Origin of the sequence: Paraburkholderia sp. C35 (assembly GCF_003121405.1) — a bacterium.
GTDB lineage: Bacteria > Pseudomonadota > Gammaproteobacteria > Burkholderiales > Burkholderiaceae > Paraburkholderia.
This window is the reverse complement of record NZ_QBUY01000001.1, coordinates 74,066-86,295: the sequence shown is the minus strand read 5'-3', so window position 1 is coordinate 86,295 and position 12,230 is coordinate 74,066. Positions and strand designations below refer to the sequence as shown.

The following is a 12,230-nucleotide window of genomic DNA, read 5'->3' as shown; positions in this document are numbered from 1 at the left end:
TGTGAGCCACGCTTGTGAACCGTGCTTCCGCTACGTTCAATGCATCGTCACAGGTTCAGAAAACGTCCGACCGCGCGAACCGCAAGCGACGTGTTCGACAGGATGTTGGTCGCTTCGAGCAGATCGCGGCGCATCGCCGTGACGCGGGGCGGGGTGAAGTACTTGCTGGGCCCCGTCAGCACGATCACGCCGATCGCGCGCGCATCGGGCAGGCCGAGCCGTGCGCCGACGGCGGAAATGCCGAGAATGTTCTCGTTGAAGTTGGTGGCGATGCCGCTGGTGGCAACCTGGTCGAGATCACGCATGAGCGGCGCGCGGGTAATGATGGTTTGCGGCGTACGGGAAGCATACGGTTCGGCGCCGAGCAGCGCGTCACGTTCCGCGACGGAAAGCTGGCTTAGCAGCAGCTTGCCCGACACGGTGCAGTGGAACGGCGTCAGGTGTTGCGTTTCGTAGTAGGGCGCGACGTTGTCGCGTCCCAGCACGATATCGACGTAAAGCCGCATCGTGCCCATGAAAACGATAAGGCCGGCGGAAGCGCCGTATTCATGCTGGAGCGTCTTGAGCGTCTCGGCTGTGTCGCGGCGCAGCAGGTTGAGCGGGTGATCGATGGTCAGCGGGCATACCGCGCGCGGTGTCGGGTAATAGCGGTTGCCGGCATCGCGGTAGACATAGCCCGCCTGGATCAGCGTTTGCAGCAGGCGGTGGCATGTGCTCGACGACAGGCCGACGGTCTCGCCGACTTCGATCAGCGTGAGCGGGCGCGCAGCGGCGATGATGGCTGAAAGAACGGTCAGGCCGCGGGTCAGCGCGCCACTGTCGGCGGATTTGCCGGTGCTGTCGTTGTCGGCTGCGGCGATCTCTGGTGCAGGTGGTTGAGCGACGTCTGCTCGTCGGCTTTTGCGAGGTTGTCTGGCTTGCATGAATAAACGGGCGAGTACGCGATCATGACATCAATGAGTCATCGCATCATACTCGCGGCCATGGCGCACGCCACTTCACATCACTAATAGCCCAGGCGGATATCCACCCGATCTTCCAGCGCGGTACCTGCGGAAAATGCCCTGAAATTGCGCACGAACTTGTGTGCCAGTTCCACCGTATTGTGCGGACCGATGGCCGATGTGTGCGGCGAAAGCCGGACGCCAGGATGCGTATAAAAGCGATGGCCTGCGGGCAAAGGTTCGGGTTCGGTGACGTCCAGCGACGCGCCGCCGATCACGCCATTGTCGAGCGCTTCGAGCAGCGCTGCGTCGTCGATGAGCGAGCCGCGCGCGATATTGATCAGGTGAAGTCCAGGCTTGGCGACCTGCAGCGAAGCCCGATTGACGATATGACGCGTTGATTCCGTAGCAGGTGCCGCGAGTACGAGATGATCCGATTGCTGCAACAGTTCGCCGATGTTCGCTACAAAGGTCACGCCGGGTACGGCTGCCTGATCCGCCGTGCGGCGCCTGACGGCGAGAACCTGCGCGCCTAGCGCAAGCGCTTTCTGTGCAACCGCTTCGCCGATCGAACCGAAACCGAAGATGCCGACGGTACTGCCCGCCACGGTCGCGAGCGGCGACATCTGCCATTGCTGCGCATCGTGAATCCAGATGTCCTGCAGGCGTTTCGCGTGCGCGAAGATCGACGCCAGCACGAATTCCGCAATCGCCTGCGAGGCCGTGCCGCGCGCGGTGGTGACGGGCGGGCCGTCGAAGAACCAGCGCGGATAGAAGTCGATGCCGGACGAACCCAGTTGTACCCAGCGCAGTCCGAACGGCCAGCCTTCGGGCGCATGCTCGGGCGCCGTCGCGCCCCTCACGATGATCGGCGCGGCGACAAGGATCGACGCGTCATCCGGCAATCCCGCCGGCACACCGCGCGGAATGCCGATCACCTGCGTATCGGGCAGGAGGGCGCGCACGGCGTCGTTGAAGGGTTCGGGAAGCTGACTCGCGATCGTGACCATGAATGTGCTTGAGATAGTCGCCAGGGATGCGTGTGCGACGGGCTGTATCGACGGGATGGCGGAAACACGCATTGCGCGCCGGATGCACGAGGCTACGGGCTGATCGCGCACGCGACAACGAACGATTGCTGCAAACCATATGAAGCGCGGCACGCGCGCAGCGGTTGAAGGGCAGTCAGCCGTATTCGCTTCCAGAAGAAACCAAAGATTGATTTGTTGGTTTGGCGTGGGCTGACGTTTTTGTAAGCTCGCATGCCTACAACCGATAAACCGTCGCCGGACCCGATCCACGGGCGTCACGGCGCAGAGGAGAACCCGATGAAAGTGTTTCGCCGTGTCTGGTCGCCCTTGACCGCCATCGCGCTTGGCGCATTGATCGCAGTCAGCGTGACCGCGCATGCCGCCGATCCCGACAAGAAGGAAATCCGTTTCGGCGCGACGGCCGGACCGTATTCCGATCAGATCCGCTACGGCATCAAGCCTCAGCTGGAGAAGGAAGGCTACAAGGTGACGATCGTCGAGTTCAGCGATTACGTTCAGCCGAACCTCGCACTCGCCGACGGCGCGCTCGACGCCAACGCGTTCCAGCACGAGGTGTATCTGAAGAAGTTTTCGGCGGATCACAAGCTCGCGCTGTCGGAACTGGTGAAGGTGCCCACCGCGCCCATCGGGCTATACAGCCACAAGCACAAGCGTCTCGACGAACTGAAGGACGGCGCCACCGTGTCGCTGCCGAACGACGTCCCCAAGCAGGCGCGCGCGATCATCCTGCTGCAGCAGCTTGGCTGGGTGACGCTCAAGCCCGGCATCGATCCCGGGAAGTCGTCGGAACGCGATATCGACGCCAATCCGCACAAGATCAAACTGGTGCCGCTGGAAGCCGCCCAGTTGCCGCGTTCGCTCGACGACGTCGATTACGCCTTCGTGAACGGCAACTTCGCGCTGGCCTCTGGCTTGAAGCTCACGGATGCGCTGCTGCTCGAGAAAATCCCGCCGTACTATCTGAACCTCGTCGCAGTGCGAACGGCCGATCTGAACAAGCCGTACGTGAAAGACATTGCGAACGCGTACAGATCGGCAGAATTCAGGCGCGTGATCGATGAGCGCTTTGCAGGTTTCTCGAAGCCGTCCGAATGAGGTAAGCAGGTGGTGCGCTGCGCCTTCACGGCCGCAGCGCTTCGACTCCCTCCTGACGTGACGCCGCGTCGACACGGCGGTTTCTCGACAGGCGCGGATTGAAGGTGGCGTGCAGCGCATCGCTCAACAGATTGAGCGCGAGAACCGTCAGCGCGATCGCCGAGCCGGGCACCGCGATCATGTACCACGCCGTGCGCAGCGCTTCGCGTCCCGTGCCGACCATCGAACCCCAGCTCACCACGTTCGGATCCCCAAGCCCGAGAAACGAGAGCGCCGCTTCGGACAAAATCGCATTCGCCACGAGCAGTGCGGTGGAAACGAGGATCGGCGTGAGCGCGTTGGGCAAAATCTCGATGAAGATCAGATGCGCATCGCTGGCGCCGAGCGCCACGCTGGCGCTGACGAACTCGCGCTCGCGCAGCACGATGAACTCGCCGCGCGTGAGCCGCGCAATGCTCGGCCACGCGGTGATGCCGAGCGCGAACACGATGGTCGACAGCGAAGGGGTGAGGATCGCGACAAGAATAATCGCGAGTAGAAACGGCGGCACGGTCTGAAAGAACTCGGTGATCGCCATCAGCGTTTGATCGATGACGCCGCCGAAATAACCCGCCCCGCCGCCGATCAGCACGCCCAGCACGAGCGCGATCAGCGCAACGGTGATCCCCACATACAGCGAAACGCGCGCGCCGTGGAACAGCCCGGCGAGCAGGTCGCGGCCCATCAGGTCGGTGCCGAGCGGATAGGCATGATCGGCGCCCGGCCATTGATACGGCGCGGCGACCATGTCGAGCGGATCGCCGGGAAAGAGCCAGTTGGCCGACAGCGCGGCAAACAGCGCGAGTGCGAGCAGGATTACGCCAGCGAGGGCGGACGGCTGGCGCAGGAAATGGAACAGTTTCATCGGCGCGACCTCGTGCGCGGATCGATCAGTCCGTAGAGCAGATCGACGACCAGATTGAGCAGGACCACCAGAAACGCGGAGAGCAGCAGCACGCCAACCAGCAGATTGACGTCGCGGCTCTTGATGGCCTCGAACGACAGCTGCCCGAGCCCAGGCCAGCCGAACACCGTTTCGACCACCACCGACCCGCCGATCAGCGCGCTGCCCTGCAAGCCGAGCATGGTCAGCACGGGTAGCACGGCGTGACGCAGCGCGTGATGCGTCGTCACGTACCACGGCCGTCCGCCTTTCGCGCGCGCGGTGCGGATGAAGTCTTCCTGCAAGGTCTCGATCATCGAGGCCCGCGCGAGGCGCGCAAAGATGGCCACGTAGTACAGCACGAGCGTCGCCGCAGGTAGCACGAGATGGCGCAGATGATCGAGCAGCAGCGCGAAGCCGAGATGCGCGACGTTGGTATCGGCCACGCCGCCGATCGGCAGCCATTCGAGATGCACGCCGAGCACCACGATCAGCATCAGCGCGGTCCAGAACATCGGTGCGGAATAGCCGAGCGTGGCCAGCGTGGACACGAGCGTATCGACGAAGCCATGCGGACGGCGTGCGGCCAGCACGCCGAGCAGCAGCCCAAGGCTCACGGAGACCAGCAGGGCCGTGCCGATCAGCGCGAGCGTGGCGGGCAGGCGGCCGAAGATCAGCGTCGCCACGGGTTCGCCGAAGCGGAACGAGAAGCCCAGATCGAGCCGCAGCGCATGTTCGACATAGTGCAGCAGCTGCCACACCACGCCCTGATTCAGACCATAGGCTTCGCGCAACTGCGCCACGTATTGCGGCGACACATTGCCGCTCTCGCTGGCGATCACGTCGACGAGATCGCCGGGCATCAGCTTGAGCAGCGCGAAGTTGAGCACCGTGGTGCCGAACAGGACCAGCACGAGCTGAATCAGCCTGCGCCCTATCTTGCGCGAAGCCGGCGTGGAAGTGAGCTGCATGATGCTCAAGCCTTGTCGAACCAGACGCGCGCGAAGTTGGCGCGCGAATGGCTGGCCGTATCGGTGACGTTGCGCAGGTTCTTCGCCCACACGCCGAACCAGCGGAACTCGAACAGATTGATCAGCGACAGGTCGCGCTGCGCGATCTTCTGCAACTGCACGTACAGGTCGCGCCGTTTGGCGGGATCGGTTTCCGTCTGCGCGGCTTCGATCACACGGTCCATTTCGGGGCTCGCGTAGCCGGACGCGTTGAACCACGGCGTGCCGTTGGAGGCCGCTTTCGACCAGTAATGCTGCTCGATGCCGATCTGCGGATCGAGACCGTCCGTGCCCCAGCTGCTGATCAGCTGGAAGTTGTAGTCGGTGAAGACGTTCTTGATCCAGGTGGGCAGATCCTGGCCGCGCAGATTGACGTCGATGCCGACCCGCCGCAGCGACTGACGCACGAATTCGCCCGTGCGGCGATAGTCGTCGCCATACGGGATGAAATCGTGATCGAGCTTGAAGCGCCAGCCGTCCGCTTTCTTCGGGAACCCGGCCTTGTCGAGCAGTTCTTCCGCGCGCTTGGGATCGTACGGATATTGCTGCGTATCGGGCGAGTAGAACGCCTTCACCAGCGACGACTCCGGCCCCGTCGCGGGTACCGCATAGCCGCCCCAGACGGTCTTGACCAGCACGTCGCGATTGATCGCGTGCGAAATGGCCTGACGCACTTCGAGCTTGCCGAGGATGGGGTCGCGCAGATTGGGTTCGAGCCACAGCCACGCCGCGTAGCCGTTATAGCCTTCACGCGAGACCACGAGGTTGGGCAGCTTCGCGAGGCGGTCGGCATCGGCGAACGTCACCGGGTTGCGCTCGCCATATTGAGCGGCGCCCGTTTCGAGCGCGGTCGCGCGGCCCGAGACGTCCGGCGTGATCTTCCACGTAATGCGGTCCAGATAAGGCTGACCGGGCGACCAGTACTTCTCGTTGCGGTCGAGCACGATGCGGTCGCCGCGCGCCCATTCCGTGAACCTGAACGGCCCCGTGCCGATCGGCTTGTTGTTGTACGGATTGTTGCGGATGTCGGTGTTTTCGTAGAGATGCTTCGGCAGGATTGGCGTGCCCAGCGAATCGAGAATGCCGAAGGTCGCAGGCGTCGATTTCGACAGATGCAGCACCACGGTATGCGCATCCGGCGTGTCGATCTTCGTCAGGTATTGCAGCACGCGCCGCGAGGCCGGGCTGATCTTGAGCCACACTTCTTCGGCGGAGAACTTCACGTCGGCGGCGGTGAAGGGCTGGCCATCATGCCACTGCACGTTCTGGCGCAGCTTGAAGGTCCACGTCCAACCGTCCGGCGAGACATTCCAGCTTTCTGCAAGCTGCGCGCGCGGCTTCAGGTCGGGACCGTACTCGATCAGGCCGTCGAAAATCTTGCTCGCCACCGCGCCGATCATGGTCGCGGAGTTGACGAAGAAGGCGAGCGTCGGCGGCTCGGGGTGAAGGACCGCGGTGAGCGTGCCGCCGCGCTTCGCGCCGTTCAGCGTGATGGGCGTGGTCTCTGTCGTGGCCCAGGCTGCGCCTGTGAACGTGAAGGGCGTTGCCGCGCCCGCGAGCAGTGCGCCAGCGCCTTTGAGCAGCTTGCGCCGCTTCAGGTCGGCAACCGCGGCGCCCAGCGGATCATCGCGGAACAGGAGCGTCGAAGTGGAAGGGGGCTGCCGCTTGCTCTTGAAAGTCACGATCAATTTTCCTTGTATCGGTTGTAAATGAAGCCTGCGATGACGGCACGGCGTCGATCAGTGTGCGCGTGTAAGCGTGTTGGGGTGAAGTCCAGATGGAAGCCTGATCGCCGCGTTCGACGATGAGCCCCGCCTGCATCACGAGGACGCGATCGGCGATGTAGCGGACCACCGAGAGGTCATGCGAGATGAACAGCAGCGCGAGTCCGAGTTCGTGTTTGAGATCGACCAGCAGGTCGAGCACCTGCGCCTGGATGGAGACATCGAGCGCGGAAACGGGCTCGTCGCAGATGACGAGTTGCGGCTCCAGCACCAGCGCGCGCGCAATGCCGATGCGCTGCCGCTGTCCCCCGGAAAACTCGTGCGGATAGCGCTTCAGCGCCGATGCGGGCAAACCGACTGCATCGACGATGCGGCGGATCTTCGCATCGCGTTCGCGCCGGCTGGCCACGCCGTGAATGGCCAGCGCATAGCCGAGCGTGCGCTCGACGGTGTGGCGAGGATTCAGCGAGCCATACGGGTCCTGGAAGATCATCTGCACGCGCCGCCGGTACGGCCGCAACGCGCGGCGCGCGCGATGCGTGATGTCCTCGCCGTCGAATACGATACTGCCGCCCGAAGGCTCGACCAGCCGTGTCAGCGCGCGCGACAGCGAAGACTTTCCGCAGCCCGATTCGCCCACCAGACCCACGGTTTCGCCGGCCTGAATGTCGAAGCTGACGCCATCGACGGCACGCACGCCGTGATAATCGACGTGGATATCGCGCGCCTCCAGCAAGGTGCGGGCAGGCTTGCTGTCCACACGTCGAGGCGCTGCAACGGGCGCATCCGTGAGCCGCGCGTCGCGATAATGCAGACCTGCGCCGAAATGCAGCGAAGCGCCGAGCAGCGCGCGCGTATACGGTTGCGAGGGCTGCGCGAACAGCGTCTTGCTCGCTGCCTCTTCGACCTTCGCGCCGTCCTTCATCACCACCACGCGATCCGCCCAGCGCCCGACCACGCCGAGATCGTGCGTGATGAGCAGCACGGCCATCGAGAGTTCACGGCGCAAGCGGTCGATCAGTTCGAGAATCTGTGCCTGTATCGTCACGTCGAGCGCAGTGGTCGGCTCGTCGGCGATCAGCAGGCCTGGACGGCAGGCGACGGCAATTGCGATCATCACGCGCTGCCGCTGTCCGCCCGACAGTTGATGCGGATACTGTCCGAAGCGCCGCTGCGGGTCGGGCAGGCGCACCAGGTCGAGCAGCCCGAGTGCTTCCTTGCGTGCGGCCTGCGCCGACATCGGCCGATGCAGCGTCAAGGCTTCCGCCACCTGCTTGCCGATCGGCTGCAGCGGGTTCAGCGAAGTCATCGGTTCCTGAAAGATCATGCTGATGCGATTGCCGCGCACCGCGCTCCATTCGCGCTCACTCTGCCCGAAGAGCGGTTTGCCTTCGAAGCGCAGTGCGCCTTGAACCTGTGCCTGACGGGGCAGCAGACCCATCGTCGCGAGGGCGACGGTGGACTTGCCGCTGCCCGATTCGCCGACCAGCGCGACGATCTCGCCGCGCGCGATCGTCAGATCGAACGGTCGGACGGCGGCTTGCGCGCCGAACGAGACGCTCAACTGGTCGATCTGCAGAAGAGGCGGCGCGGCGCTCATGTCGCCTGCTTGTCCGTGACGTCCGCCGTGAGGTCCGGCAGATTGCGAAAGCTCGCGCCCGTATGCCGCGACCCGAGCCGCGCGCCGTTGCCGAACAGCTTGTCGCGCAGGGTGCCCTGTGCATACGCGGTCTTGTAGATGCCACGCGATTGCAACTCGGGAATGACGAGATCGATGAAATCTTCGTAGCTTTCCGGTGTGACCGTGCGCGTGAGATTGAAGCCGTCGATGTCGGCTTCGTCCACCCACGCCTGCAGGGCGTCGGCCACCTGCTCGGGATCGCCCACGATGGTCGTATAGCGGCCGCCCAGTTGCATCTGTTCGAGCAGATGGCGCACGGTGACGCCGCGCTTGCCATCCGTCACGCGCTGCACCGACGATTCGATGCCGCGCCCTTTGTGACCGCCGGGCGGCGCAAGCTCGTCATCGGGCGCGTAGCTCGAATAGTCGATGCCGCTGCCGGCCGAGAAGTGGGCGAGGCCCGCCTCGGGGCTCGCGTAGCGCGCGTATTCGGCGAATTTCTCTTCGGCTTCTTTCTGGGTGCGCCCGACCACCACGGTGATGCCCATGATGATCTTCAGGTCGCGTGGGTCGCGTCCGGCTTCGGCGGCTTGCGCGCGCAGCGCGTCGACCAGTTTGCGCGTGCCGGCCTTGCTCTGGCTCGATACGAACACGCATTCGGCGTGACGCACGGCGAACGCCTGACCGCGCCCCGACGAGCCAGCCTGAAAGAGCACCGGCGTGCGTTGCGGCGAGGGTTCGCTCAGGTGATAGCCCTCGACGTCGTAATAGCGGCCGTGGTGATGCAGCTTGCGGACTTTCGCGGGATCGGCGAACACACGCTTTTCGCGGTCGCGCAGCACGGCGTCGTCCTGCCAGCTTCCTTCCCAGAGCTTGTACAGCACGTCGAGATACTCGTCGGCGCGATCGTAGCGCTCGTCGTGCGCGATCATTTCGGTGTGGCCCATCGCGCGTGCGGCGCTGTCGAGATAGCCCGTCACGATGTTCCAGCCGATCCGGCCGTCGGTCAGATGATCGAGCGTGGAGAAGCGCCGCGCGAGTAGATAGGGCGCCTCATACGTGAGATTCACCGTGATGCCGAAGCCAAGGTGCTGCGTCGCGGCTGCCATTGCGGAGACCAGCATCATCGGATCGTTGACGGGCAACTGCACCGATTCCTTCAGCGTGACGTCGGCCGATTGCTGATAGATGTCGTAGACACCGACGATATCGGCAATGAACAGGCCATCGAACAGGCCGCGTTCGAGCAGCTTTGCGAGATCGGTCCAGTACGAGAGCTTGCGGTAATCGGTGGAACGGTCGCGCGGATGTGTCCACAGGCCATGATTGATATGGCCGACGCAGTTCATGTTGAACGCGTTCAGAATGATTTGCTTCTTGCTCATGGGAGGGTATGCGGCAGACCTTGGCCCGTTGCACGAGCGTGGCCGGGCGGCGGCGCTCGCATCATGCGTTCAGATGTTGAAACGCATAGCGTCCCACAGATGCAGCCGGCGGCTAACCATCAAATGCGCATTTGCATTTCAGGTACGCCGCTGCCCGTTGATGGTGCGTGCTTGCCGCTGCACCGATGTCAGGCCGATGCCAGCAGGCGCTCAGAAGGCCGGAATGATCGCACCTTGATAGCGCGACAGGATGAACTGCTTCACTTCAGGCGACTGATACGCCGACACCAGTTGCTGCACCCATGGCTTGCCGGCGTCCTGTTCCCGCACGGCGATCAGGCAGGCATAGACGCTCGAGCCGTTCTCGACGAGGATCGTGTCTTTGGCGGGATTGAGGCCCGCCTTGATTGCATAGTCGGCGTTCACAGTGGTGGCGTCGAAATCGTCGAGCGTGCGTGGCAGTTGTGCGGCGTCGACTTCCTTGAAACGGAAATGTTTCGGGTTGTCGACGATGTCGATCGGTGTCGCGTTGATGCCCGTCACAGGGTCGATGCCTTGCCGCAGTTTGATGCTGCCTGCTTTCTGGAGCAGCAGCAGAACGCGGCTTTCGTTGGCGGGATCGTTCGGAATGCCGATGCTCGCGCCATCCGGCAGATCCGCGAACTTCCGGTAGCGTTTCGAATAGAGACCAATCGGCCCGATCCATGTGCGGCCGATGCCCACCAGCTTGTAGCCGCGCGCGCGAATCTGCGACGCGAGAAACGGCCGGTGCTGGTAGCTGTTCGCGTCGAGATCGCCGGCAGCGAGCGCCGCGTCAGGCTGGATATAGTCGTTGAACGACACGATGCGGATATGCAAACCATAGTCACGCTCGGCAACCTTCTTGACGGCCTCGAAAATTTCCTCATGCGGTCCGCTCGTCACGCCGATTCGCAGCACCTGTTCCTGAGCGTGCGCGGAGATGCTGGCAACGGTGGCAAACAATGCCCACACGAGGGCGCGCAGAAACGGAAATGAGAGCACTTGCACGATGAGCGGATACCCGTCAGGGCGTGATAGTCGAATGCGCTCATTCTATGGACGTGTCGTGTGTCCGCTAACCAATCGCTTCGCATAACCTTATGCCGTGTCGCGATTGTCTGATGCTTGCACGCGGCACGCCGACCAAAGCGCGCCGCGCCATCACTACGCTGCAGGCCCTTTGCCCACGCGATACGTCGCGGGCGGCACCGAGCCGTTCACCGCATACGCACCCACCTGACGCTCGCGATACACGCGCGGATTGTGCGAGGAGATCGTGCGCGCGTTGCGCCAGTAACGGTCGAGTCCGGCTGTGCGCAGCGTCGCCGAAGCGCCGAGCGCATCGAACAGTTCCGTGCTCGCATCGAGCACGAGCCGCGTGATCACCGATACCGACTGGTCCACTTCCACATGCGCTTCTGCGTTGGCCTTGTCGCGTTGCGCGTCGTCGGCCCGCGCATCGAGATGGGCGTCGTAGCTGCGTTGCAATGCCTTCGCGGCGTGCAGCGAGGTCGCACCCGCCGCGTACGCCGCGCCGTGCACGCGTCCCACCACCTGCAGGATCTGCGGATCGTCGGCGACGCGCGCGGCGTTGCCGTGACTGTAGACGCGATCACGCTGCTGCACGCGGCGCGCGACATCGTCGGCCAATGCGCGGCCGATGCCCGCCAGCGACGCGAGATGCACCAGCTGATAGAACGGCACCGCGTATGGAAAACGCGCCGCCGTCGGCCGGACCCATTCGGGCCGCACAGCCACGTCTTCGAAGACGGCCGTGCCGCTCGCGGTGAGCGCCTGACCAAAGCCGTCCCAATCGTCCAGCACATCGACGCCGGGCGTCTTGCGCGGCACCTGCAGAAACACGGTCTCCTCGCCATGCTGGGCGGCGACGGCGACCCAGTCGGCGAACAGCGAACCCGTGGTGTAGAACTTCTTGCCATTCAGGCGCAAGCCCTGCGACGTATGCGTGAGCTCGGTGCCGAACGTGCCGCCCTTGGCCGGGCCCGACTCGGACAGTCCCGCCCCCATCAGCGCGCCGTCTGCAAGCACGCCGAGCCAGTGCGTTCTCCATTCCTGTTCGCGCGCGGTGAGCACATCCTCGACAAAACCGCGATGCGCGCGCACGGCGTTGACGACGTTGGTATCGGCCGCACCCAGTTCGATCAGCAAGCCGAACAGTTCCGGCAGCGTCGCACCTGCGCCGCCGTGTTCGCGGGGCAGACGCAAGCGGGTGAACCCCGCCTCGCGCAACCATGCGATCTCTTCGTGCGGCAAACGATGTTCGAGATCGCGCTCGACGGCGCTCGCACGAATGCGCGCGAACAAGGGGCGCAGCGGAGCCGCCAGTTCCTCATAGCGTTCGCTGGGCGGCGCGCCCCATGCGGCAAGCGGCTGGTTCGCCACGCCTTCGCCCGGCGATGAGGGTTGGTTTGACTGGGTCATGGTCGTTGAGTCCC

The 12,230-nt window shown here is 64.0% G+C and carries 10 protein-coding genes; 1 reads left to right on the top strand and 9 read right to left on the bottom strand.

Going from position 1 to position 12,230, the window contains the following annotated elements; all coding sequences use genetic code 11:
* Nucleotides 1-47: 47 nt before the first annotated feature.
* Both DK391_RS00370 and DK391_RS00365 read right to left on the bottom strand, forming a co-directional pair.
* The gene (locus DK391_RS00370) at nt 48-923 is read right to left on the bottom strand and encodes an IclR family transcriptional regulator (protein WP_109475997.1); all 876 of its coding nucleotides are present in this window, start codon (nt 921-923) and stop codon (nt 48-50) included.
* 83 nt (nt 924-1,006) lie between these two features.
* On the bottom strand, nt 1,007-1,954 hold the full coding sequence (locus tag DK391_RS00365; RefSeq protein WP_109475996.1) for a D-isomer specific 2-hydroxyacid dehydrogenase family protein: 948 nt from the start codon (nt 1,952-1,954) through the stop codon (nt 1,007-1,009).
* Between the two features lie 318 nt (nt 1,955-2,272).
* Between DK391_RS00365 and DK391_RS00360 the strand changes: the two genes are divergently transcribed.
* Nucleotides 2,273-3,091, top strand: coding sequence for a MetQ/NlpA family ABC transporter substrate-binding protein (locus DK391_RS00360; RefSeq protein ID WP_109475995.1), 819 nt, complete (start codon nt 2,273-2,275; stop codon nt 3,089-3,091).
* Nucleotides 3,092-3,116: 25 nt separating this feature from the next.
* Here DK391_RS00360 and DK391_RS00355 read toward each other — a convergent pair whose 3' ends face one another.
* The 7 genes from DK391_RS00355 to DK391_RS00325 form a co-directional block, all read right to left on the bottom strand.
* Nucleotides 3,117-3,995 carry an ABC transporter permease gene (locus DK391_RS00355; protein ID WP_109475994.1) on the bottom strand — a complete coding sequence of 293 codons (879 nt, stop codon included), beginning with the start codon at nt 3,993-3,995 and terminating at the stop codon, nt 3,117-3,119.
* The gene (locus DK391_RS00350) at nt 3,992-4,984 is read right to left on the bottom strand and encodes an ABC transporter permease (RefSeq protein WP_109475993.1); all 993 of its coding nucleotides are present in this window, start codon (nt 4,982-4,984) and stop codon (nt 3,992-3,994) included. The genes DK391_RS00355 and DK391_RS00350 overlap by 4 nt, the downstream gene beginning before the upstream one ends.
* Nucleotides 4,985-4,989: 5 nt before the next feature.
* Complete coding sequence (locus DK391_RS00345) at nt 4,990-6,705, bottom strand: ABC transporter substrate-binding protein (protein WP_109475992.1); 1,716 nt, start codon at nt 6,703-6,705, stop codon at nt 4,990-4,992.
* Nucleotides 6,647-8,347, bottom strand: a complete 1,701-nt coding sequence (locus DK391_RS00340; RefSeq protein ID WP_109475991.1) for an ABC transporter ATP-binding protein — start codon at nt 8,345-8,347, stop codon at nt 6,647-6,649. Before DK391_RS00340 ends, DK391_RS00345 begins: the two co-directional genes overlap by 59 nt.
* Complete coding sequence (locus tag DK391_RS00335) at nt 8,344-9,753, bottom strand: LLM class flavin-dependent oxidoreductase (RefSeq protein ID WP_109475990.1); 1,410 nt, start codon at nt 9,751-9,753, stop codon at nt 8,344-8,346. Before DK391_RS00335 ends, DK391_RS00340 begins: the two co-directional genes overlap by 4 nt.
* 210 nt (nt 9,754-9,963) lie before the next feature.
* Nucleotides 9,964-10,782, bottom strand: coding sequence for a MetQ/NlpA family ABC transporter substrate-binding protein (locus tag DK391_RS00330; protein ID WP_109475989.1), 819 nt, complete (start codon nt 10,780-10,782; stop codon nt 9,964-9,966).
* A 156-nt stretch (nt 10,783-10,938) separates the two neighbouring features.
* Nucleotides 10,939-12,216 carry an acyl-CoA dehydrogenase family protein gene (locus DK391_RS00325; RefSeq protein WP_109475988.1) on the bottom strand — a complete coding sequence of 426 codons (1,278 nt, stop codon included), beginning with the start codon at nt 12,214-12,216 and terminating at the stop codon, nt 10,939-10,941.
* Between the last annotated feature and the right edge of the window lie 14 nt (nt 12,217-12,230).

Coding starts and splice junctions, on each gene's coding strand:
- DK391_RS00370 (WP_109475997.1), bottom strand. CDS start 923: ATGCAAGCCAGACAACCTCGCAAAAGCCGACGAGCAGACGTCGCTCAA.
- DK391_RS00365 (WP_109475996.1), bottom strand. CDS start 1,954: ATGGTCACGATCGCGAGTCAGCTTCCCGAACCCTTCAACGACGCCGTG.
- DK391_RS00360 (WP_109475995.1), top strand. CDS start 2,273: ATGAAAGTGTTTCGCCGTGTCTGGTCGCCCTTGACCGCCATCGCGCTT.
- DK391_RS00355 (WP_109475994.1), bottom strand. CDS start 3,995: ATGAAACTGTTCCATTTCCTGCGCCAGCCGTCCGCCCTCGCTGGCGTA.
- DK391_RS00350 (WP_109475993.1), bottom strand. CDS start 4,984: ATGCAGCTCACTTCCACGCCGGCTTCGCGCAAGATAGGGCGCAGGCTG.
- DK391_RS00340 (WP_109475991.1), bottom strand. CDS start 8,347: ATGAGCGCCGCGCCGCCTCTTCTGCAGATCGACCAGTTGAGCGTCTCG.
- DK391_RS00335 (WP_109475990.1), bottom strand. CDS start 9,753: ATGAGCAAGAAGCAAATCATTCTGAACGCGTTCAACATGAACTGCGTC.
- DK391_RS00325 (WP_109475988.1), bottom strand. CDS start 12,216: ATGACCCAGTCAAACCAACCCTCATCGCCGGGCGAAGGCGTGGCGAAC.